This window comes from Pseudomonas sp. NY5710 (assembly GCF_013305665.1).
GTDB classification, from domain to species: domain Bacteria; phylum Pseudomonadota; class Gammaproteobacteria; order Pseudomonadales; family Pseudomonadaceae; genus Aquipseudomonas; species Aquipseudomonas juntendi.
Genome location: NZ_CP045554.1, coordinates 4,087,004 through 4,109,365 on the forward strand (window position 1 = coordinate 4,087,004; position 22,362 = coordinate 4,109,365).

The following is a 22,362-nucleotide window of genomic DNA, read 5'->3' on the forward strand; positions in this document are numbered from 1 at the left end:
TCTGCACTGGCCCTATCGCCGGCAAGCCAGCGCCTACAAATGCCCCGCAATCCTCAGAGCAGTGGGGATCTGTGCGAGCAACCATTAACTTGAGATCCACCGCCAGCCTGCGTAACGTGGCCAGCTTTCACGGCAAAGATCCCGGAGCCCGCCCCATGCGCCTCACCCCCACCCTGCTGCTCACCGCCCTGCCCCTGTTCGCCGGCTGCCAACTGATGGCTGACGCCCCCAGCGACCCGAACATCGGCACCACGCGCATGCAGGGCGAACTGCGCGCTGCCGGTGGCCAGCTGCTGTTCAAGCCTTGCAGCGAAAACCGTACCTTCGTGATCAATGACGCTGGCGCCACCGGCATCCTGCAAGAAGCCGCCAACCTGGCTAAGGGTGCCAATGACAAGCTGTTCGCCGATGTGCGCGGCCGCCTCACCGGCAGCAAGCAGGCCAACAGCGACGGCCAGCTGGAAGTGCGTCGCCTGTACCGGCTGGAACCGTCCACCCGCGCCTGCGAAGACCCCAATTTCAGGCAACTGACCCTGCGCGCCAGCGGCCACGAGCCGGGCTGGGACGTCAAGGCCAGTGGCAAGGGCATGGTGCTCAACCGCGTGGGGCAAGCGCCCCTGCCCCTGCCTTTCCTTGAAGAAGAAGTCCCCGGTGGCGGCCTGACCCTGACCAGCGAAGCCAACGGTCAGCATGTGGAACTGTGGGTCGCACCACAGCGCTGCGTAGACAGCGCCACTGGGGCCGTTGACCACCTGCGTGCCGAATTGCGCATCGACGGCAAGACCTTGCAAGGCTGCGGCTACTACGGCGGCGCACGCGACAACTGATCACCGGGCGCTTTTATCCTGCCAGTCGAGGCGGCTAACAGCTTATACTTGGCGGTTTGTGTAAAGCCGCCGGCCGCCCATGGCCGGGATACTGGACCCTGCCATGCTACGAATCACCGAACTGAAGCTGCCCCTGGACCACCCCGACGAAGCGCTGCGTGACGCCATCGTCCAGCGCCTGGGCATCCGCGACGAGCAACTGCTCAGCTTCAACCTGTTCAAGCGCAGCTACGATGCGCGCAAGAAGAACAGCGAACTGCTGTTCATCTACACCATCGACCTGCAAGCCAGCAACGAAGCCGAGCTGCTTGCCAAGTTCGCCGATGATCGCAACATCGGCCCAGCCCCGGACGTGACCTACAAGTTCGTTGGCCAGGCCCCGGCCGGCCTGCAGGAACGCCCGATCGTGGTCGGCTTTGGCCCATGTGGCATTTTTGCCGGCCTGCTGCTGGCGCAGATGGGCTTCAAGCCGATCATCCTCGAACGCGGCAAGGAAGTGCGCCAGCGCACCAAGGACACTTGGGGCCTGTGGCGCAAGAGCGTGCTCAACCCCGAGTCCAATGTGCAGTTCGGCGAAGGCGGCGCCGGCACCTTCTCGGACGGCAAACTGTACAGCCAGATCAAGGACCCGCAGCACCACGGCCGCAAAGTGCTGGAAGAGTTCGTCAAGGCCGGCGCACCCGACGAGATCCTGTATATCAACAAGCCGCACATCGGTACCTTCCGCCTGACCGGCATGGTCGAGCAGATGCGTCAGGACATGATCGCCCTCGGTGCCGAAGTGCGCTTCCAGGAAAAGGTCACCGACCTGCTGATCGAAGATGGCCAGTTGACCGGCGTGGTGCTGGAAAGCGGCGAGCAACTGCACTCGCGCCATGTGGTTCTGGCCTTGGGCCACAGTGCCCGCGACACCTTCCGTATGCTGCATGCCAAAGGCGTGTACATGGAAGCCAAGCCATTCTCGGTGGGCTTTCGCATCGAGCACCCGCAAACGCTCATCGACAAGGCGCGCCTGGGCAAATACGCCGGTCACCCGAAACTGGGGGCTGCCGACTACAAGCTGGTGTACCACGCCAGTAACGGCCGTTCGGTATACAGCTTCTGCATGTGCCCAGGCGGCACCGTGGTCGCCGCAACCAGCGAACCGGGCCGGGTAGTCACCAACGGCATGAGCCAGTACTCGCGTAACGAACGCAACGCCAACTCCGGCATCGTCGTCGGTATCGACCCCGAACGCGACTACCCCGGCAGCCCGCTGGCCGGTATCGAACTGCAGGAGCGCCTGGAGGCCCATGCCTACGTGATGGGGGGCAGCAATTACCAGGCGCCGGCACAGCTGGTGGGTGACTTCGTTGCGGGGCGGCCGTCGACCGCGCTGGGCAGTGTCGAGCCATCCTACAAGCCGGGCGTGACCCTGGGCGATCTGGCACCAAGCCTACCGGCGTTCGCCATCGAGGCGATCCGCGAGGCACTGCCGGCATTCGACCGGCAGATCAAGGGTTATAACCTGCCTGATGCGGTGTTGACCGGGATCGAAACACGGACCTCCTCGCCGCTGCGCATCACCCGCGGCGAGGACTATCAGAGCCTGAACCTCAAAGGGCTGTTCCCGGCCGGCGAAGGCGCAGGTTATGCCGGCGGCATCCTATCGGCAGGGGTCGACGGCATTCGCATTGCCGAAGCGGTAGCGCGGGACATGCTGGGCCTTTGACGAGGGTCAGCCGAGCCGTGGTTCGCGTACCCCGGCTCTGCCACCAGCCTGGAGCATAAAAAAAACCCCGGCTGGCAGTCGCCAGTCGGGGTTTTTTTTGACTGCGCTACGCTCAGTGCGAAACGCGGCTGGTGCCGTCAACAGTCATGATGCGCACACGGTCGCCCACACGGAAGATTTCGTTTTCCTGCACGGCCTGGACATAAGCACGCATGCTGCCGTCGTCTTCACGCACAGTGATCTCGACACCCTGGGTACGGGTCAGGCCTTCTTCGGCAGCGGAACCCGCCAGGCCGCCGGCAACGGCACCGATGACTGCGGCAACGATGCTGCCACGGCCACCGCCGACGGCGCTGCCCGCCACACCACCGACAATGGCGCCCGCACCACCACCGATCGGGGTCTTGGTACCCTCGATCTTGACCGGGCGCAGGGATTCGATAGTGCCCATCCGTACGGTTTGCACGCGGCGGGCCTCATCACGGGAGTAGCTATCGCCGGTCAGGCTCGAGGCACAGCCCCCTAGCAGCAGCGACATGGTGGTAAAGGTTGCCACCAGCAAAGCGGATTTACGCATGGGTAAAATCTCCATAAGTCAGGTGCTCATTAGACGCTGCACATTGACGGCTGTCACGGTACAAACGCAATAAAGTTGTTTTCATTCAGCCGGGGTACAGCCAGCGCGGCTGTGCCATGGCGCTTCAATTGAGACCAAGGATAGCCATGGATTACTTCATCGTCGTGGTGGCCACCGTTGCGGGGCTTTATTTCCACGGGTGGCTGTACATGCGCATGCGCCGCTGGATGGACCGCGACCTGGCGTTGTCGCTGGCAGGGGCTGATCCGCACAAACGCGCGTTCATGCTGCAGAGGCTGGAGCAGGCGCGGCTGGCGAAGGTGAAGCGCAGGGAACTGGCAGGCTGGCTGCAACGGGAGGCGGTGGAGTATTCAAGGTCACGTTGAAAGACCGACCATGCCTTGATCTCACCTGTGGGAGCCCGGCTTGCCGGCGATGGGCCGCAAGGCCATGCCCTGTCGCGGTGTCGCGACAGGGCATGGCAAGCTCTGGAAAATCTCAGGGCGCCAACCGCTCCCGCAGCCACTGCCCATCGACCCGCCGGTAGTTGAGGCGGTCATGCAAACGGCTCGCCCGCCCCTGCCAGAACTCGACCCGCTCAGGCAGCAAGCGATAGCCACCCCAATGTTCCGGGCAGTGTGGCTGGGTGTCGGAAAACCGCGCTTCGGTGGCCTTCACCAGCCCTTCCAGCTCTTCACGCCCGGCAATCACCCGGCTCTGCGGTGATGCCCAGGCGCCTAGGCGGCTGCCCAGTGGGCGTACCTGGTAATAGTCGTCCGACTCTTTGGCCGACACCTTCACCACCCGCCCCTCGATCCGCACCTGGCGCTCCAGCGCCGGCCAGAAAAAGGTCATGGCTGCAAACGGGTTGGCTTGCAGGTGCTGGCCTTTGGCGCTGTCGTAATTGGTGAAAAAGGTGAAACCCTGCTCATCGAGCCCTTTTAGCAACAATACCCGGCAATGCGGACGGCCCTCGCCGTCCACCGTGGCCAAGGTCATGGCGTTGGCTTCCACCGGTGCCTGCTCGGTTTTGACCGCATCGGCGAACCACTGGTGAAACAGGGCGAACGGCTCGCCCGGAGCCTGGGCTTCTGCCAGGCCATCACGGGTGTAGTCGCGGCGCATATCGGCCAGGGATTGGGTCATTGCTGCGTTCCTTGACGATCAGTTGGTTTTCGCAGGGCTATTGGCAGCTACTTTCTTGTCGGTGGTAGCTTTCTTGGCGACAGGCTTGGCTGGCGCGGCTTTTTTCTTGGCAGTGGTTTTCGCAGGCGCCTTGGCCTTGGCCACGGGCTTTTTCGCTGCGGGCTTGGCAGCCGGCTTGCTGGTGGCCGGCTTGGCGGCAGGCGCCTTGGCATCCTGCACTGCCACCATTGCGGCCGGCGCCGGTGCCGGAGCAGCCTGTTGGTACTTGGCCAGCAACGCGACCATGGTGTTTTGCGGGGTCAGCAGCATTTCCACGCGGCGGTTGAGGGCACGGCCCTCGGGGCTGTCATTGGCAGCACGCGGCATTACCGAACCCATACCCTTGAGGGTCAGGCGGTCACGCTGCAGGCCGCTGAGGCGGAAAATAGCCGAAACCGACGCGGCGCGTTCCAGGCTGAGCTTCTGGTTGGCAGCAGCGGCACCGCTGGTGTCGGCATGGCCTAATACCAGTACGGCGGTCTTAGGGTCGCCTTCAACCGTTTTGGCAACCCGGGTGATCGGGCCAAGCGACATGGGCAGCAGCATGTTCGGGCGGTCTGGGTTGTACGAGCTGTCCACCGGCAGGGTCACGGCCAACACGTTGTCGCGGCGCTCCAGTTCCAGCTTGCTGTCCTTGATGGCTTCGCGCAGCTTTGGCTCATACTCGTCCAGCCAGGCCTGGGTCGCCTGCTGGTCAATTTTAGGCACCACAGGGCCCTTGGCTTGCTGGTCGTCACCGCCGAACGGCCACCACCAGCGGCTGGTGCTTTCCGACTTGGCATCGGCCTTGGCCACATTGTCTGTGACGGCTGCCTTCACTTCCTGCTCGGCGACCTTGTCCGAACCGAAAGGCCACCAGCTGGAACCACCTTCCTTGGAGCCCTCCGGGGAGTGGCTGGCGCAACCGGTAACGGCGGTCAGACACAGGGCGAGTGCTAAGGTTTTATGTGAAGACATCAGCGATACACCATGAAATAGAAAGATATTTTGCCTAGGCACTTCAGGCGTTGGCATTGAGGATAGTCAAAGGGCCGAAGCAATACCCGCATTACCCGATCAAAGGCAACCGGCAAGCACACGGACCAGTTTTTGCGCCCGCGGGTCCATGAGCACATAAGGCCCGAGGGTATTGACCACGAAACCGAACGCGACATCATGTTCAGGGTCGGCGAACCCCACAGAACCGCCGGCCCCAGGGTGGCCAAAGGCGCGGCGCCCCAGGCCGAAGGTGGCGTTGGCCACCTCCGGCTGATCAAGCATGCAGCCCAGACCGAAGCGGGTCTGGGTGAGCAAGGTGCGGTCCTGGCCAAGGCTGTGTTCGCGGGTCAGTTCGTCGAGCAATTCGGACTCGAGCAGGCTGCCGTCCAGCAAACCGGCATAGAACCCTGCCAGGCTGCGTGCGTTGCCGTGGCCGTTGGCCGCCGGCTGCTGCATGCGCCGCCATTGCGGCTTGTTGGTGCTGGTCAGGATCGCCGGGGGGTTGGTAAAGGCACGGGTGGACAAGGCCTCGGGCTCGCGCAGGGTCACCTGCAGCAAGCGCTGCGCCGCGGCATCGCCGGGGTTGCCCTTGCCGCGGGCAATATGCGCCACACGGGGAAACGCTTCGTCGGCCAAGCCAACATGAAAGTCCAGCCCTAGCGGGCGGGCGGTACGCGCCACGATCGAGTCACCCGGGGCCCGGCCGTCGGCCCGGCGAATCAGTTCGCCGATCAGCCAGCCGTAGGTGATGGCGGCATACCCGTGCTCCGTGCCAGGGGCCCACCACGGCGTTTCGGCCGCCAAGGCATCGACCATGACCTGCCAGTCGTACAAAGCTTCGGCCGGCAGCAGCTCGCGTATGGCAGGCAAACCCGCGCGGTGGCTGAGCAGCTGGCGCAGGGTGATCGCTTGCTTACCGGCTTGGGCAAACTCGGGCCAGTAGTGGGCCACCGGCGCATCGAGTGCCAGCTTGCCCTCCCCGACCAGCTGCAGTGCGGTCACCGCGGTGAAGGTCTTGGTGCAGGAAAACAGGTTGGCGATGGTGTCGCTGTGCCACGCCTGCTGGCCGTCCTTGTCTGCACTGCCGGCCCACAGGTCGACCACGGTTTCGCCCCCCACCTGGATGCACAGCGCTGCGCCACGCTCCTGGGGATCATCGAACAGCGCGGCAAAGGCCTCGCGCACGGCTTCGAACTTCAGCTCATAGTGACCCTGGATCTGCACCCGCTGCTCTCCGTATGACGATAGTCAAAAAGGTCTGCATTGTTTCAGTAGTTGGGCGTTTTGCAAACTGGCTTGAGCCCGGCGGTCGCGATGCCGAGCGCACCGCCCCCGCCTGTAATCAGGGTGCCCGGTTCTTCTCCAGGCCAGTGCGCAGCTGCCCCATGACCTGCGCGTTGGCCTTGCGCACGGCATCGACAAAACCGGGGTACGGCACATCAGTGATCGCCACCAGCCCCAAGTGGCCGTTCTCGCCATCGAGCAGGCGACCGCTGGCCGGCTGGTCGAGGTACTGGAACCAGTGCGCGCCCACGATCATTGGTTGTTGCAGGGCGGCAGTGAGGAAATTGGCATAGGCCGGACCGCGGTCTTCCTCACGCGCCAGCTCCAGTGGCCCCGGCCAGAATGGGCCGCGATCACGCGAACCGAACTGGAATTCAGACACCAGCACCGGCTTGTCCAGCTCGGCCAGGCGGGCGAAATCGTAGCCGTCCTGCGGCTTGAGCGTATAAAAGTTGAAACTGAGTACATCGCAGAACTCGGCGCAGGCGTTGACCGCCTCTGGTGTACTCACGGCATAACGGCCCCCCAGCAACAGGTGGTTGGGTGCATGCCATTTCAAGGCATCGGAAATGGTCTTGAAGTAGGTTTCGGCGAACACCTGCTGGAAGTGCTGGTAGTCCCGTTCGATTTCCGGGTGCTCCGGGCTGGGCAGCGGTGCCTCGAAGCCTGGGTCTTCCATCAGTTCCCAGGCACTCAGCTCGATACCCCAAGCCTTGGACAACCCCGCCTGGTTACGGTACTTGTCACGCAACTGCTTGAGGAAGGCGCGCTTGGCAGGCACGTCGGTGGTCAGGCGCAATGTGCCGTAGGCCAGGCCATAACGGGCCTTGGGCTCGCTACCCGGTGCGGCCCAGGCCAGCTCGTTATCGGCAAAGTAGCCGATCAGCCAGGGATCGTCACGGTGATCGCGGGCAGCAATGGCCACGGCGCGTTCGGTGGCCATGGCAAAGCGCGGGTCGAACGGGTCGGGCATGCGGCCCCACCAGTCCATGCCGGTGCTGATGCTGGCGTAATCGCCAACGATCGACAGCGGCAGGGTGTAGGGCATGCGCCTGGCCTGGCCGAGGGCAGGCTCGCTCCAGTTGCCCAGCGTGTTGAAACCCCAAGCCTGCAAACGGTCGAGCGCATGCGCCTGCCAACGGCCTGTGTCCACTACCAGCGGTGGGCAAGCGGCCGGCTGCGCTGTTGCCGCCGGCGGGCAGGGCTTGCCATAGGCCCGCTGCAGGTTGGCTGCATAGAAGTCGAACCAGCGCCCTTTCTTGAAATTGCGCCCCTGCGAGGACGCATTGCCGTCGTCGTTGTTGCCTTCACCGTAGAACGCTGCCAGGGCATCACCCTCTCCCGGCAGTGCCTTGAACATGGCCTCGCGCCCGGCGGTGTACGTACGCCCGCCGTCGGCTGCCACGGCATTGACACCCAGCGAATAGAACGGGTGGCCATCAGGGGTAACCAGGTACCAGCGGCCATCACGCTTTTCGGTACGGAAAAAACCCTCGGCAGCAAAGGCCGGCCCCGCCAGCAGGCCGCCATAGGCATCCAGCTGCTGTTTGCCGCGCTCGGCCAGCCAAGCCTTGAGTTGCTGCTGTTCACGGTTGGCGGCCACCTTGAGCTGTTCGTCGTTGGCCACCTTTTCCGGCCAGCTGCCACGCGTGGACTGCCCATAGGCATCGATCAGCTCACGGTACGCCGCCTGGTAGGCCTGGTCGTCATCCTGGATGCCCACCCGTTCGATCAACAGGTTCTGGGCGACCTTGGGGCCGGGAATGCTCAAGCTGACCGAGGCCACCTGCTTGAGGTCTACAGCGCCAGCGCTGCTGGTCAGCAGCAGCCGCTGGCCGCCGTGCAGCCAGGGCATGGGGGGGCCTGCGCGCATGCCCTGGCTCAACGGCGAGCTGGCAGTCAGCGGCACCATCACGGTTTGCGCCGGGCCGGCCGGCAAGTCGATACGGCTGGTCAGGGTGCGCCCATCACTGCCTTGCACCGTGACATCCACGGTCAGCGCCCAGTCCATGGCACTTTGCAGGCGCAAGGTAAGAAACTTGCCGCTGGACCAGTCCCACACACCACTTTGCGGGCTCAAGCGCAAGGTCGGCCGCTGCGCCGGGTTGAACACCACACGCCGCAGCACCTCGCCTTCGGCCGTCTGCTCTGCGTTGTACTGCGGCATACCGGCATCCTCGGTCGCCACGTTGACCACCGAGGCCGGGCGCACGAAGCTAAACAGCGTCTGCTGCCCGGCCCATACGGACGAGCTGAACAACAGGGCGAAAACAGCGGGCAGGGTACGGCGGACCATAAGGCTGGGGCTCTCCTTCAGGGCCGTCATGGCCCAGGACTGAGTAATGGACAGCGCGCCGAAGCAAGTGCTCCGGCGATCAGGAAATCTCCCGCCGGAACGGCGGCAGCGCATTGAGAATAGCCTTGCCATAGCGCTGGGTGACCAGGCGCCGGTCAAGCAAGGTGATGATGCCGCGGTCCTGTTCGGTACGCAGCAACCGACCGCAGGCCTGGATCAGCTTGAGCGAGGCGTCGGGCACCGCGATTTCCATGAACGGGTTGCCGCCGCGGGCCTCGATCCATTCGGCCAGGGCAGCTTCGACCGGGTCGTCGGGCACCGAGAACGGAATCTTGGCGATGACCACGTGCTCGCAATAGGCCCCCGGCAGGTCGACACCTTCGGCAAAGCTGGCCAGGCCGAACAGCACGCTGTGCTGGCCATCATCGACCCGGGCCTTGTGCTTGTTGAGGGTTTCCTGCTTGGACAGGTTGCCCTGGATCAGCACCAGTTTGCGCCAGTCCCGGTCCAGGCCGTCGAACACATCCTGCATTTGCTTGCGTGACGAGAACAGCACCAGCGCACCCCGGGCCCCTTCGACGATACCCGGCAGCTCACGGATGATCGCCGCCGTATGCGCGGTGGCGTCGCGCGGGTCGGCTTGCAGGTCGGGCACCCGCAGCAGGCCGGCATCGCCATGCACGAACGGGCTGGGCACCACGCAGGTGACGGCATCGCGTGGTAAGCCCGAGCGCATGCGGAAGCGGTCGAACTTGCCCAGCGCGGTCAGTGTGGCCGAGGTCACCAGCGCGCCATGGGCCACGCTCCACAGGCTGCGGCGCAACATTTCGGCAGCGAGGATGGGGCTGGCGTTGACTTCGATGTCGAACAAGGCCCCGCTTTCAGCCAGGGTGAGCCAGCGCGCCATCGGCGGGCTGTCTTCCGGGTCTTCGGCGGTAAAGGCCGCCCAAAGCTCCCAGTTGCCCTGGGCACGGGTGACGAGGCTGCCGAACAGCGGGTACCACTCTTCGGCCTGGTGGCTGGCGATACCGATGCTGACCTCGCCGTCCATGCCCTCCTTGAGCAGGTCGGCCAGCCGCGTGAAAAGATCGTTTAGCCGGGCAAAGCCCTTTTTCAGTTCGATGCCGACCTCGCGGATCTGCTCCGGTACCACGCCACCCTCGAAGCGGTAACGCGGCCGTTCTCGGCCTTCGGTGTCCTCGCTCGGGCGGAAGTCGGCTACCTGTTCGCACAGGGTGAACATGAACTGCTGTTGGGTACGGACTTCCCGCGCCAGCTCCGGCACCTGCTCGATGTATTTGCCCAGGTCGCCAGGCAGCGGGTGCTGGGCCAGCAGTTTGGTCAGGTTCTTGGCGGTCTGCTCCAGCCAGTCGGCGGTGGAGCGAAGCCGCGAGTAATGGGCGAAATGGCCGATGGCCTTGTCTGGCAGGTGGTGGCCTTCGTCGAACACATACAAGGTATCGCGCGGATCGGGCAATACTGCGCCGCCCCCCAGGGCCAGGTCGGCCAGCACCATGTCGTGGTTGGTGACGATCACATCGACCTTGCCCATCCCCTCACGGGCTTTGTAGAACACGCACTGCTGGAAGTTCGGGCAGTGGCGACCGGTGCACTGGCTGTGGTCGGTGGTCAGCCGGGCCCAGTCCTGGTCCTCAAGGGCCTCGGGCCAGCTGTCACGGTCACCGTCCCAGCGGTTGCCGGCGAGCTTTTCAATCATACTGTTGAACAGCTTCTGGCTGCGTTCATCGACTTCGATGCGGAAGCCTTCTTCTTCGAACAGCTGGGCAGTGGCCGACTGGGCATGGCCTTCCTGCAGCAGGATGTCGAGTTTCGACAGGCACAGATAGCGGCCACGGCCCTTGGCCAGGGCGAAGCTGAAGTTGAGCCCGCTGCTGCGCATCAGGTCGGGCAGGTCCTTGATGACGATCTGCTCCTGCAGGGCCACGGTCGCGGTGGCGATCACCAGGCGTTTCCCGGCGGCCTTGGCGGCCGGAATCGCCGCCAACGCGTAGGCGACCGTTTTACCCGTACCGGTGCCCGCCTCCACCGCCACCACGGCAGGCTCGCCGGCACGGCGGCCTTCATCGTCGCAGGGAATGTCGCCAAGCACCTTGGCCACTTCGGCGATCATCAGGCGCTGGCCATAGCGCGGCTTGAGGCTCTTGGCTTCGAGAAAACGCGTATAGGCGCCCTGGATGGTGGCTTTGAGTTCGTTGCTGATCATGGTCTGCAGGCGCCCGTAGGGCTGGATATATTTTCAGTGTTTCGCATGGGGCGGCTATCATACCCCGCTATTGCCTATTGTGCCGCATGGAGATCCGGATGCTCGCCTTTACCCTGCCCTACACACTGCATGTTCTGGCCGCCCTGGTATGGGTTGGCGGCATGTTCTTCGCCTGGCTGGTGCTGCGCCCCGCCACGGTTACAGCCCTTGAGGGGCCAGCCCGCCTGCGCTTGTGGGTGGAAGTTTTCCGACGCTTCTTCGTCTGGGTCTGGCTGGCGGTGGCGATCTTGGCGATAAGTGGTATCGGCATGTTGCACCTGCGCTTCAGCGGGTTCGAGACTGCGCCGAAGTACATTCACGTGATGATCGGCGGCGGGATCGCCATGTTCGCCTTGTTCATGCGCATCCAGGCGTTGCTGCTGCCAGAGTTGAAAGCGGCGGTACAGGCGCAGGACTGGCCCACGGGTGCGGCGGTGCTGGCCCGCATTCGGCGAATGGTGGGCATCAACCTTTTGCTGGGGCTGGCCGTGGTCGCGGTGGCCAGTTCGCGGCTGGTGATCTGATCGCAGGCAGCCCTTCGCCTGGCGGGCTGCCTGCGCTGCCGGTGGGTGGGGCCCATTGCGACAACGCCGCACCCAGGCCTCTGCACACGGTTCAGAGGCGCTGCAGGATCAGCTCGCCCGCCGCCCCCGCCAAGCCGGGCTGGCCCGGCTGCCCCGGTCGGCCATTGGCCCCGGCATCGGTGCGGTACACCAGGCAGCCCTTGCTCGCCCCGCCTTTACCGGCCTTGCCAGGCGCACCGGGCTTGCCCGGCGCCCCTCCATCGAGGCGCACGGCGATGTGCTCCTGGGCAAAGCCTTGCGGCAAGCTCAGGCGTATGCGCCCACCTGCTGCACCATCCTGGCCGTTGCCGCCGTCATCGCCATTGGCCCCGCGGCTGGCCTGGCCCCAGGTGCAGCCGCCGGCCTGGCCATTGCCGCCATCGAGCCCAGCGTATCCCGGTGCACCGGCGCCGCCCCGGGCGTCGATGACCAGCTGCTGGGCCTCCACCTGCGCCAGTACCAGGTTCAGGCTACGGCCGGGGCGGGCTGCCCGCTGGTAGCTGCCCGCAGCACCGGTGGCACTGAACTCGCTGCCCTCACCCAGGCGCGCGCTACGCACGTCGATCAGCAACGGCTGCTCGCCAGGGGTCACGACAATCCGCGCATCACGCCCCAGCTCCAACCGGTCGACCTTCAATTGCTCCAGCGACGCGGGCAGCATCAGGGTGGCGGCATCGGCAACACGCACATGCTCAAGGTGTACGCTGGCCGACTTGCTCGGCAGGCGCAGCATGGAATTGGCGGCAACGTCCAGGCTTTCGGCATGGGCAAAGGGGGCAGCCACCAGGGCAAGCAGTATCAGATTACGCATTTCGCAGCGCCTCCTGCGCACGGGGAATGGACATGACGTGGAAGATTCCCGTCAACAGAATTTGCAGGCGATCGAACCAACGGTGGCTGCGCCCGCCCAAGCTGCCGTTGAAAAAAAGAACTTCCAGCAGATGCAGGCTGAGCAGAACGATGCCGACGGCATTGATCAGCAAGTTGAAAGGCAACGGCTGGGGCAGCAACTGGTTGAACAACACCACGCCCCAGAATGCGACTGTCAGGACCTTGCCCAGGCCCAGGATGAACTTCATACCCCGCCCCCATTGATTGTTGTTATGGCGTGCCGGCCCGTTCGCGCCGGCCGTGCGCTCCACATTAACTGCAATGCCAAGGCAGGCGCCAGCACCCGTCAGCCGAGGTGCAGTTCCACCCGTCGGTTGCGCGCGCCTGTCCTCGGTTTCATGGTCGGGGGCGCTGAGAAAGCGCCCGTGCCACTGCTCAAGGCACGGGCGCACGCCGTGCTAGCGCTGGATCTTGATCTCGGTACGGCGGTTCATGGCACGCCCTTCGGCCGTGGCATTGTCGGCCACCGGCTGGGTTTCACCGGCACCCACCACCGAAACGAAGCTGCTGCGCGGTACACCGCTCTGGACCAGGTAATCGGTCACCGAGTGGGCACGGCGCTCGGACAGTTTCTGGTTGTAGCTGTCGGAGCCAACGCTGTCGGTATGGCCGCTGACACTCAGGCGGGCAGAGGGCGCTTCCTGTTTCAGCCGCGTGGCAATCGTGTTGAGGCGCTCCTTGTCAGTGGCAGTCAGGCGTGCAGAGTCGAATTCGAAGTGCACATCACGAATGACGATGACTTCTTCCTTCTCCACCACCACCACTTCCTCGACCACCGCCGGCGCAGCCGGCGGGCAACCGTTGGCATCGACCTGCACACCCCGTGGGGTGCCCGGGCACTTGTCGCGGCTGTCCGGCACGCCATCGCCATCTTCGTCGCCATCGCCATGAGCCCAGCAATAACCCGCCGCCAGGCCGCCGCCCAGCAACGCGCCCCAGCCAGCCCAGCTGGAACTTTCGATAGCGCCCAGCGCGGCGCCACCGACACCCCCGACGGCGGCACATTTAGGCCAGTCGGTTTTTTGCAAACCTGCACAACCAGTCAACACACTGGTGAGCAGTACCAGGGGTAACGCTGTGCGTACTATGCTCATTTCTTTGCTTCTCCTAGGGGGAATCGGCATAAGGCCGATCTCTGGGAGTAAAGACCGCGCATTCCAATGCTGCCAGCAATTAGCCACGGCGCGGTCACATGCCTCTATGCCCGCACGCTGCAGCCGGCTAGTCTTGGACGACTTAAACGAGGATTGGCAATGACCGCAGGTTTTTCCCAACGTACCCCGCAGCAGGCCCTGGCGGCCCTGCTCGAACGCTTCACCCCGCAACGCCTGCTGTTGGTGGGCACCCGCTTCCCGGCGCTGGACGCCTTTGCCCAAGCGCACCCGCAGGTGACCATCGCTACCGCTGCGCCAGGGCCACTGCCTGCCGAACTGGCAGACCAGCGTTTCGACCTGGCGTTGCTGGTGGACTGCCTGGAACACCTGCCCAAGCGAACCGGCCTGGAGTTGCTGGGCGGCATTCGCAACCTCAATGCCAGCCGGGTTGCCGTGCTGGCCGACCTGGCGGCGTGCAGCTGGCAGGACACCGATTTTTTCGCCCTGGCATTGTCGGCCAGCGAGAAATTCTGCCGCGATGAGCAGGTGTTGAGCCTGTTCACCTATGATCTGCATGATTACAAGCAGGTCCCGGACTGGCTCAACGCCAGGTTCTGGGCCAACCCGGAAATGTTCGGGAAGTACTGGTGGTAAACCCATGAATATCAAGGGCTTACCTCACCATGACCACCAGCATTGCTATGCCCGAGCAGGGCCAAGTGTCACCAGCCTGTCACCAGCCTTGTCACCAAAGACCAGATCAGCACCTATCTGTCTGGCATTACAGGCGCTCAGGGATCTACTACCTGAGGGTCCGTCCACGGGGCTGTTCCGCCCGTAGTCTCACCATCTCTCTCAGATCTACCGATAGGCCGACCGCTATGCAGTTCTCCAAGGACATCCTCAAGACACTGGCTGTCTTCCACCTCGACCGCCCTGAGGCTTCGTGGGAGGACCTCAAGGAACGTCTCAAGGAGATCGCTGAGGACGCGCTACAGGGCCATAGCGAGGACTCACGGGGCCTCTACATGGAAATCTATGACCAGATGAGCAACCACCTCGCAGAGGCAGCCTCAACCGGTCGGTTCAATGCGAGTCAACAACGAGCCATAGGCACCGGTCAACGTATGCTCAGGGCTGCTCAAGACCGCCTTGATGGTCGCCCGCAGGACCTCACGGAGATCATTGGGGAGCTATCTTGTGGCACGTCTGTAGCCCCTTCTGTGTCCCTATCTGTATTACCGTCTGGCGAGCCGACAACCTTTGAGACCCTCTCAGGGCTCTATCTGGCTGAGCGCAAAGGCAACGTCACCGCCACCACTCACAAATCAGTTACGTCAGCTTGCCGAACCCTCAGCGGGCTCCTTGGAGACTTGAACCTCAAGACCCACACTCGGGCCGATATGGTGGCGCTCAAGGAGAAAATCATTGATGGTCGCAAACCTCTGACATCTAACAAGCTACTAACTCAGCTATCAACGGTGATGAGCTGGGCGGTAAATAACGGTTTCCTTGAGCGCTCCTTTGATAAGGGCTTGAAGATTGAGCGAGGCGCTGAGAGCACTCGCAAGCCTCTGACTCAGGATCAGGTGATCACAATCATGGATCACGCGAATGGTCTGGCTATTGACGACTGGAAGCGCTGGGCGTTGTCCCTTGGGGTTCTTACAGGTGCCCGTATTGGCGAGATCTACCAGTTGAACAAAGAGGACATCAAGCAGGTGGACGGAATCACCGTTATCGACATCAACAAAGATGAGAACGGTGGCAAGACCCTGAAGAATAGCTTCTCTGTGAGACAAGTCCCTCTGGTTGATGGGGCCTATGGGTTCTCCCTTCAGACCTTCCTTGAGTGGGTCAATGCCAACGAAGGCCGTCTGTTCAAGGCAAAGGAACATTATTTCAACAAGCCGCTCAATGAGGCTCTAAGGGAACCTCTGGGGCTGGCCTCTGGGGGCGACCAATCGTTTCACTCCCTGAGACACTCGTTGTCGGGTCTTCTGAAGGCCGCTGCGACCCCTGAGGTAATCGCGCAGGGCATCACTGGACACAGTGCAGGGAACATCACATATGACCTGTATGCGGGGTCTCAGAGGCTTCCTGTGGGGACACTCCATGAGGCGCTCGTTAAGGCGTTTAGTGGCTGGATAATATGAACAAAATGATCGGTATCACCACATCCACAAACTCTGTAAGGGATTAGAAATGGGACAAGTCACGGAGCTACACAAGGCATATCTCGATGCGTCATCCAAATCGGACCATTTCTTATTGGGTGCAATAGCAGCAGCATGCGCGTATCTCGCGCAAAGCAACCCATATGGAAAGATCGGTCTCAATCCAGAAACCCTTTTCCTAATCGACCTTATCGTGCTTGGCTTGGCTGCGTTTTTCGCTCATAAGCGCATTGAAAATACGATCCAAGTCCTGAAATTCAATACCACGTTTCTACAAGGACGTAATGATGGTGATCCAGTCTCCTACCTCGGAGGCAAGCAGCTTGCGGAAAAGTATGCGAACCGTACTGTGTCTAATTACACGTTCAGGAATCTATTCATGGCCTTAGGGTTCATCCTTTATGTTGTGGCGAAGGTCTGGCGAGCCTATTGAGGCAACCTGAAGGCTGCTATAAAGCGCTGTGTTTGCTGGTCATTGGATCGGTGTCGTTAAAACCCCTCACTGTTGCGACCAACAACATGAGGACCGATCCAATGACCCTACTTACCCAACCGGGACCGCTGCACCGCCACGTCGATCACGAGACGGGCCACATCCTTCATATCGACCCAATCACTGGCGAGGCCGTTACTCGCAAAGAGATGGTCCGACTCCAAAATCCTGAAGCGCAGTATCAAGCATGGGCAGCCGAACGCCGAGCCGATGAGTCCCTCTCTAAGGACCACCAAACGGCAGCCGAAAAGGCAGCCCGAGCCAAGCCCAGCGATCCCCCTATCGAAGCCCCCAAGCGAGGCCGTGGGCGTCCCAAGACCAGCTATGTGAATCCGGTCGCTGCCTACATGCACCTCCTTGCGATTCCCGATCCTCTGCCATGGATAGACGACATCGTTACTGGGTCGATCATCACCAGTGCCGGAGTCACCAACGGGAAGATAAACGTCAAGGCCCGAGCGGTCATCGGTGCGCTGTTCCTTTCGGAGATCACAGCGGAAGCCTGTAAGACCAGTGAGATCAGCTTGAGGACCGCCCAGCGCATTGCCAAGGCTGCCCGACATGCTGCCCATGGGATCGCTTTGTATGTGGATAGACATCCTGGGATCAAGGCAGAGATTGGTGCTGAGATTGGCTTGGAGGCCCTATTCCGGGCTTCTTCGACTTAACGCCGGATAATATAAAGATAAATCTTAACGACCCTTTCAGCTTATCGACACCTGATCGACCAGCCTCAGAGTGAGAGGGGTAGTGATAATAATCACCCCTCCCTTTCATCCATCTCATAGACATCATTAAGGAGAACCTACATGACCTGCTATCAAGCCACCGATACGCTCACTGAAGACGACCTGATTGCCCTGTCTCGTGTCTTCCCCACGCCTTCACGTCCCCAGTTGGTCATTGTAGTGGTCAACTCATCCCGGACACGGTTTTGAGTTTTTCTTCTGCTTTCGCTGGAGCTAGTCCATCGTTGAACTGATGAGGCCGGATCCAGTTGTAGTGGCCCATTAGGTATTGGCCAATGTCTCGTTGAGCTTGCTGCCCGGTCAGGTAGCCCGTGGTCGGTATCCACTCTGATTTCAAGCTGCGGAAGACTCGCTCCATCGGTGCATTATCCCAACAGTTGCCTCGGCGGCTCATGCTCTGGCGTATGCGGTAGCGCCACAGTCTCTGGCGGAACTGACGGCTGCCATATTGCGATCCCTGGTCGGAGTGGAACAGTAGTCCTTGAGGCTTTCCACGCTGTTCGTAAGCTACGTCCAGCGCTTTGACGACTAAGTCTGCATCCGGCTTCTCTGATAAGGCCCAGCCCACCACTCTGCGTGCGTAGAGATCCAGTACAACTGCGAGATAGTGCCATTTGCCTTGAGCCCAGACGTAAGTTATGTCTCCACACCAGACCTGATTTGGCGCTTCGACATCAAACGCTCGGTTCAAGGTATTCGGAATATCTGGCCGCTGCACTGTGGCCTTTTTGTACGCATGTGATCCTGGCTGCTTGCTGATCAACGCCAGCTCACGCATCAGGCTGCGTACCTTGAACCGCCCGATTTGCTCACCTTCTTCTTGCATCATTGTCTTGATGGTACGGCTGCCGGGCGCACCTCGACCTCGCGTGAACAACTCATTCACTCGACTGCGCAACCGCAGTCGTTCAACGTCCGGAGTTCGCCTTCTGTGACGATGTGCGTAGTAACTTGAGCGAGTGACTTCAAACACTTCGCACAAACAATCAACGGGCTCATGATCGCTGAGCTGGCGGATCAGCGCGTACGCTCGAGATCTTCCGACATCAAGAGCGCGGTAGCCTTTTTTAGTATCGATTTCTCGCGTTCAAGGCGCGTGATCCGGGCTTCCAACTCTTGGATTTTTTGCTGCTCTGGCGTCAACGCTTTGCTGGCCGGCGTAACGCCGCCGCGCTCCTGCTGAAGCTGATTAACCCATCGGCGCAGTGCCGACTCGACCAAGCCGAGCGAACGGGCCGCTTCGGCATGGCTGTAGCCTTGATCGAGCACCAGGCAGGCAGCTTCGCGCTTGAACTCAGGGGTAAAGGTACGGCGTTGCTTGGTCATCAGACACCTCTCTGTGGCGAGCATTCTCGCCTAAATGGGTGTCCGGGGTTAGTAGACCACTACACATCGTTAAGAACCTGCTCAATGATCGACACGCCACCTACAGAACCTATGAGAATGGAATGGTCTGCTTTGACGTTGACGCTTTGATCAAAGAGGTGTCCTTTCGAGGCTCCCCAAGGACGGCCTCAAGGGTCTCCGAACTGGTCTCGCTTGGGGTCAGCCTTCAAGCTCTCGCCAAGACGCCTTTGAGCATCCCAATGGCCGGAAAAGAACCAATTTCGATCAGGCTTTAGCTCCATCGTCAAGGTGACGTTAAAACCCCTCACTATTGGGACCACACCGAATCACCTGCAAAAGATTCCCTCCCAGCTACAAACGACCGTCGCCACGGTTGTCCTTAAAGATGCCCTCTCAGGCTTGCCATGTCCTGTGATCCAGCATCACCAATACCCAAACCCCAGAACCTTTTGATCGACCTTGGAAGATGCCCATGAGGCTCCCTCCTTGGCCGTCTGGTCGTGCGCGTCTATGGCGCCAAGGTCGAATCAAAGGGTCGCCTATAGGAGATCCAAACCCATGAACATCACCATCACCAAAGTCCTGAAGAACGAAGTAACTGTGTCGGGCCAGACCCTCAGCCGTGAGTACGTCGAGAACGTAATGCTGCCCTTGCTGATGGCCCAATGTGGCCGGAACAACGGCGCTAAGTTCGGAGTGATCAAGGCTTTCGACGAAGCCGGTCTGTCCCTCAAGGCCATCCAAGAGGACGCTCTGACTTACTTCGAGACCAAGCGGGCCCAAAAGGCTGAGCGTGAAAAGCTCCAGCGTGAGGCCGATGAGCGCGCTGAGCGACTCCGTGAGCCAACCCCTCGCGAACTGGCCCAAGCGAAAGCCGACAAGGAAGAACGAGCTGCTGCCCATCGTGCGCACGCTCAGAAGATCTTAGCGGCCCGCTCTCGCAACAACGGCTGATAACTTGCCACCTTCATTCAATCTAATTCAGGAGACCAATCCCCATGAAACCTAATCAATATGTCAAGCCGTCCACCTACACCACTGCCGTTTTCAACGACACTCCGGGTCATGAGGCTGGGTCTATCCGTTTCAATACTGCCGATGTCCGTAGCGAGACCGAAGTGGCTACTGATCCTTCTGTCTATGTGCAGGCCCTTGTGGAGGCCGCTGAGGACCATTTGAACGGCGATGAGTGGCGTGAAGCTGCCATGGAGGCGACTCCTTGTGAGTTCCGCCCGGCTGGCTCTGAGGCCACTGGTCAACAGATCATCACCATGGCAGACCGTACCGTTAAGTTCGACCCACGTAAGAACTGGGACAACCAGACCGTCGAGAAAGGCGAAGTGCTGGCCGGGTCGATCATCTTCACTGAGGCGACCGATACCGCTCTGGTAATCAGCCATCGTGCAACCATCCTCGATCACAACATCATGGCGGGCTTCACTGAGGGCTCCCTTGCGCAGACCGCTGACAAGATCCTGCGCGATATCGAACTGAGTGCTGCGGGCAAGATCGCTGGCATCCTCTCGACTGCCCCAAGCACCGAAGTGTTCTCTGAGGCTAAGCCAACCGGCAAGCCTGTAGAGATCGCTGAGGACCTCATTGACCTCTTGACGACCCACATCAACCAGACCGTAGGCACCTCGCTGTCTGACTTTGTGGTCCTGCTGCCTGTGTCTCTGGTGGCGGTGCTTGAGCGTGCTGCTCAGCGTGCTGGCGTGGGTGACATTGAGGACCTCATCGGCGCCTCTGTGCAGCCTTACAGCGGTACTGACTTCGGCCTGTTCCTGTTGCCCAAGATGTTTACCTCGCTGAGCTACCGCGAAGGCCGCGACGGTAACGTCTGGAAGATCCAAGCGACCCGCAATGGCGCCCATCAGGCATGGGACATTGAGATCATGACAGTCGTGGACATCGTGGCTAACGGCAAGGTCAAGGTGAAGCTGACCGCCGATGGTCTCCAGACCGAGATGGTGGCGTTCCCGATGATCACCAACATCAAGCTGACCTAAGGAGGACTCCTCAGATCTGAGGGCACCTCTGTGAGCCCCGTAAGGCCGATCCAAGAGGGACCGGCAGGGGCACTATCAGACGATGTGCAGATTTGCATATCGCTCCACCTTCCCGAAATTTCGTGAAGCTTCTCCTTAAAGAGGACGCCCCAAATCTGGGGAGACCTATTCGCCCGTCGCTGGGCATCACCCAATCCAGTCTTTCTGATAGTGCCTTTCATGCCACGCCGGGTCCCTTTGTCGGGGTCTGGATGCTCGGCTGTGGGTGCGACCTGAAGGGCACTACCAAAAGGAAATCGACACTATGAACATGATCAACAGCACCGCAACCATCTTCGAGAAAATCTCCAAGACTGGAGCGGTCTCCCCAACGACCCTCAACGGCTTACCCGGTATGTCGTCCTTGGAGATCGCGGAGATCACCGGGAAGAACCACAAGCACGTCCTTCGGGACATCCGAAAGATGCTCAACGAGATCGGCCCAGATTTGGACCAATGTCAGTATGTCGAGACCAAGGCACCAGATGGCTATGGTCGTTTCCAGCCGCTGACCATCCTCGACAAGGAGCTGACCTTTACGCTGCTCTCCCGGTATTCCTTCAAGCTGTCCAATATGATCGTCAAGCGCTGGCTTGAACTGGAAGGCTCAGGCTTTGAACGTGTGTCGGTACAGGCCGCTGTGGTCCACCTGATCGAGCGTGAGAAGGACAACTATCGAATCGCAATGAGGGACATCAGGACCGCTGCAAGGCGTCTCAAGGCCTGCTGAGAGTTGAATGACACTTCCTCAAACGAAGCGTGACGGGCTATGCTGAATGACTAACTTGTCCTGACGAGACGCCTCCATGAGTGTCACGCTGTGTTACACCTACAAGGGTAAACGGGTAGTAACCAAAGTGCCTGTCGAGTCTCTGACTCCACATGCGGCGCTATGCTATGCCTTGCTTCAATCAGGCGCCTCTGACGACCAATCCCAAGGGAGCTGGCCGCATTCATATGAGCGCCTCCTTGAGGTAGCCCTGCAACACGAACTCACAGACGTTCGCTTTCACAAGTCACTCTAATCCCTCAAGGAGAACCCCATGGACCACCTACAGGCCCTCTACTGGGTCTGTCTGGCCGTGCAACTGGGGTTCTGGTTGTGGTCGCATAGACCACCCTAAGGCCCTTTGAGAATCTGACAGAAAAATCTGAAAGGTCACCATTACAAGACTTCCCGCGCTGGCTCCCCCGTAGGCCCTCGCATGGGTGCCGGTGGGCGCGTTAAGGACCCCGGTTAATTCACCCTTGCGGTCTTGCTGTCTGTCACCAACACTGTCACCAGCTTTGTCACCAAACTCCTTGAGGTCCTCTATGAAGCCCGCTACGCTTGGCCTGCCGCCATACCCCACTCAGTTCTGGGCCAACCCGGAAAACTTTGGCAAGTACTGGTGGTGATGATGAGTGTCTCGGTCTGCCCTTGTGGCAGTGGCAACCTGCTCGATGCCTGCTGTGGGCATTACCATGCCGGTACCCCCGCACCCGATGCCCAGACGCTGATGCGCTCACGCTACAGTGCCTACGTGCTGGGCCTGCTCGACTACCTGGTCGCTACCACCCTGCCGGCTCAACAGGCCCAGCTGGACCGCGCCGGCATGGCCGCCTGGAGCGCCCAGAGCACCTGGCTGGGGCTGGAAGTGGAAAGCGCGCAGGTGCTGGGCGGCCAGCCCGAGCATGCCTTTGTCACGTTCACCGCGCGCTGGCACGACCCGGATGGCGACCACCAGCACCGCGAGCGCTCGGCGTTCGTCCAGCACGCCGGGCGCTGGTACTTCATAGACCCTACGGTCGCGTTGAAGGCCGGGCGCAACGACCCCTGCCCATGCGCAAGCGGGCAGAAGTTCAAGAAATGCTGCGCCAGTTACATGGGGAACTGAGC

22 protein-coding genes are annotated in these 22,362 nt (G+C 61.3%); 12 read left to right on the forward strand and 10 right to left on the reverse strand.

Annotation, left to right across the window (positions count from 1 at the left end; genetic code table 11):
- Positions 1-155 precede the first annotated feature (155 nt).
- Both GEV39_RS18885 and GEV39_RS18890 read left to right on the forward strand, forming a co-directional pair.
- Positions 156-827, forward strand: a complete 672-nt coding sequence (locus tag GEV39_RS18885) for a COG3650 family protein (protein WP_173890819.1) — start codon at positions 156-158, stop codon at positions 825-827.
- A 103-nt stretch (positions 828-930) separates the two neighbouring features.
- Entirely contained in the window at positions 931-2,538 is a 1,608-nt protein-coding gene (locus tag GEV39_RS18890; protein ID WP_009684614.1) for an NAD(P)/FAD-dependent oxidoreductase, read from the forward strand.
- 112 nt (positions 2,539-2,650) lie between these two features.
- Here GEV39_RS18890 and GEV39_RS18895 read toward each other — a convergent pair whose 3' ends face one another.
- Positions 2,651-3,115, reverse strand: a complete 465-nt coding sequence (locus GEV39_RS18895) for an outer membrane lipoprotein (RefSeq protein WP_009684613.1) — start codon at positions 3,113-3,115, stop codon at positions 2,651-2,653.
- A 146-nt stretch (positions 3,116-3,261) separates the two neighbouring features.
- Here GEV39_RS18895 and GEV39_RS18900 point away from each other — a divergent pair, with 146 nt between their 5' ends.
- A complete protein-coding gene (locus GEV39_RS18900) occupies positions 3,262-3,501 on the forward strand; it encodes a hypothetical protein (RefSeq protein WP_173890820.1) in 240 nt (79 codons plus the stop codon).
- A gap of 112 nt (positions 3,502-3,613) precedes the next feature.
- Here GEV39_RS18900 and pdxH read toward each other — a convergent pair whose 3' ends face one another.
- The 5 genes from pdxH to dinG all read right to left on the reverse strand — a co-directional run bounded on the left by pdxH (position 3,614) and on the right by dinG (position 11,082).
- Positions 3,614-4,261 (reverse strand): pyridoxamine 5'-phosphate oxidase, encoded by a 648-nt coding sequence (gene pdxH, locus GEV39_RS18905; protein WP_009684611.1) that lies wholly within the window; start codon positions 4,259-4,261, stop codon positions 3,614-3,616.
- A gap of 18 nt (positions 4,262-4,279) precedes the next feature.
- Entirely contained in the window at positions 4,280-5,257 is a 978-nt protein-coding gene (locus GEV39_RS18910; protein WP_054904080.1) for an OmpA family protein, read from the reverse strand.
- Positions 5,258-5,356: 99 nt separating this feature from the next.
- A complete protein-coding gene (locus tag GEV39_RS18915) occupies positions 5,357-6,502 on the reverse strand; it encodes a serine hydrolase domain-containing protein (RefSeq protein WP_173890821.1) in 1,146 nt (381 codons plus the stop codon).
- Positions 6,503-6,620: 118 nt separating this feature from the next.
- Positions 6,621-8,858 carry a beta-galactosidase gene (locus GEV39_RS18920; RefSeq protein WP_173890822.1) on the reverse strand — a complete coding sequence of 746 codons (2,238 nt, stop codon included), beginning with the start codon at positions 8,856-8,858 and terminating at the stop codon, positions 6,621-6,623.
- A gap of 79 nt (positions 8,859-8,937) precedes the next feature.
- On the reverse strand, positions 8,938-11,082 hold the full coding sequence (dinG, locus tag GEV39_RS18925; RefSeq protein ID WP_173890823.1) for an ATP-dependent DNA helicase DinG: 2,145 nt from the start codon (positions 11,080-11,082) through the stop codon (positions 8,938-8,940).
- A 98-nt stretch (positions 11,083-11,180) separates the two neighbouring features.
- On the opposite strand from dinG, the gene GEV39_RS18930 reads away from it, so the two are divergent.
- Positions 11,181-11,645 (forward strand): CopD family protein, encoded by a 465-nt coding sequence (locus GEV39_RS18930; protein WP_173890824.1) that lies wholly within the window; start codon positions 11,181-11,183, stop codon positions 11,643-11,645.
- A gap of 91 nt (positions 11,646-11,736) precedes the next feature.
- Here GEV39_RS18930 and GEV39_RS18935 read toward each other — a convergent pair whose 3' ends face one another.
- The 3 genes from GEV39_RS18935 to GEV39_RS18945 form a co-directional block, all read right to left on the reverse strand.
- A complete protein-coding gene (locus tag GEV39_RS18935) occupies positions 11,737-12,495 on the reverse strand; it encodes a collagen-like protein (protein WP_173890825.1) in 759 nt (252 codons plus the stop codon).
- Entirely contained in the window at positions 12,488-12,763 is a 276-nt protein-coding gene (locus GEV39_RS18940; RefSeq protein ID WP_173891728.1) for a DUF1145 domain-containing protein, read from the reverse strand. Before GEV39_RS18940 ends, GEV39_RS18935 begins: the two co-directional genes overlap by 8 nt.
- Positions 12,764-12,973: 210 nt before the next feature.
- A complete protein-coding gene (locus GEV39_RS18945) occupies positions 12,974-13,669 on the reverse strand; it encodes a PA1041 family peptidoglycan-binding anchor lipoprotein (RefSeq protein ID WP_009684601.1) in 696 nt (231 codons plus the stop codon).
- 159 nt (positions 13,670-13,828) lie between these two features.
- On the opposite strand from GEV39_RS18945, the gene GEV39_RS18950 reads away from it, so the two are divergent.
- The 4 genes from GEV39_RS18950 to GEV39_RS18965 all read left to right on the forward strand — a co-directional run bounded on the left by GEV39_RS18950 (position 13,829) and on the right by GEV39_RS18965 (position 17,007).
- The gene (locus GEV39_RS18950) at positions 13,829-14,323 is read left to right on the forward strand and encodes a DUF6231 family protein (RefSeq protein WP_173890826.1); all 495 of its coding nucleotides are present in this window, start codon (positions 13,829-13,831) and stop codon (positions 14,321-14,323) included.
- A gap of 227 nt (positions 14,324-14,550) precedes the next feature.
- The gene (locus tag GEV39_RS18955; RefSeq protein WP_041478051.1) at positions 14,551-15,825 is read left to right on the forward strand and encodes a site-specific integrase; all 1,275 of its coding nucleotides are present in this window, start codon (positions 14,551-14,553) and stop codon (positions 15,823-15,825) included.
- 49 nt (positions 15,826-15,874) lie between these two features.
- On the forward strand, positions 15,875-16,279 hold the full coding sequence (locus GEV39_RS18960; protein ID WP_041478052.1) for a hypothetical protein: 405 nt from the start codon (positions 15,875-15,877) through the stop codon (positions 16,277-16,279).
- A gap of 101 nt (positions 16,280-16,380) precedes the next feature.
- On the forward strand, positions 16,381-17,007 hold the full coding sequence (locus GEV39_RS18965) for a hypothetical protein (RefSeq protein ID WP_054881155.1): 627 nt from the start codon (positions 16,381-16,383) through the stop codon (positions 17,005-17,007).
- Positions 17,008-17,251: 244 nt separating this feature from the next.
- Here GEV39_RS18965 and GEV39_RS18970 read toward each other — a convergent pair.
- Positions 17,252-18,414 (reverse strand): IS3 family transposase gene (locus GEV39_RS18970; protein ID WP_173890827.1). Its coding sequence is split into 2 segments (ribosomal slippage): positions 17,252-18,159 and positions 18,159-18,414, totalling 1,164 coding nucleotides; the frame shifts between segments, so codons are not numbered across the junction.
- A 579-nt stretch (positions 18,415-18,993) separates the two neighbouring features.
- On the opposite strand from GEV39_RS18970, the gene GEV39_RS18975 reads away from it, so the two are divergent.
- The 4 genes from GEV39_RS18975 to GEV39_RS18990 all read left to right on the forward strand — a co-directional run bounded on the left by GEV39_RS18975 (position 18,994) and on the right by GEV39_RS18990 (position 22,360).
- On the forward strand, positions 18,994-19,389 hold the full coding sequence (locus GEV39_RS18975) for a hypothetical protein (protein ID WP_041478055.1): 396 nt from the start codon (positions 18,994-18,996) through the stop codon (positions 19,387-19,389).
- A 44-nt stretch (positions 19,390-19,433) separates the two neighbouring features.
- On the forward strand, positions 19,434-20,444 hold the full coding sequence (locus GEV39_RS18980) for a hypothetical protein (RefSeq protein ID WP_041478056.1): 1,011 nt from the start codon (positions 19,434-19,436) through the stop codon (positions 20,442-20,444).
- A gap of 304 nt (positions 20,445-20,748) precedes the next feature.
- Complete coding sequence (locus tag GEV39_RS18985; protein WP_054881156.1) at positions 20,749-21,213, forward strand: Rha family transcriptional regulator; 465 nt, start codon at positions 20,749-20,751, stop codon at positions 21,211-21,213.
- 670 nt (positions 21,214-21,883) lie between these two features.
- Positions 21,884-22,360: a YchJ family protein gene (locus GEV39_RS18990; RefSeq protein ID WP_173890828.1), complete on the forward strand. Its 477-nt coding sequence runs from the start codon at positions 21,884-21,886 to the stop codon at positions 22,358-22,360.
- Positions 22,361-22,362 lie beyond the last annotated feature (2 nt).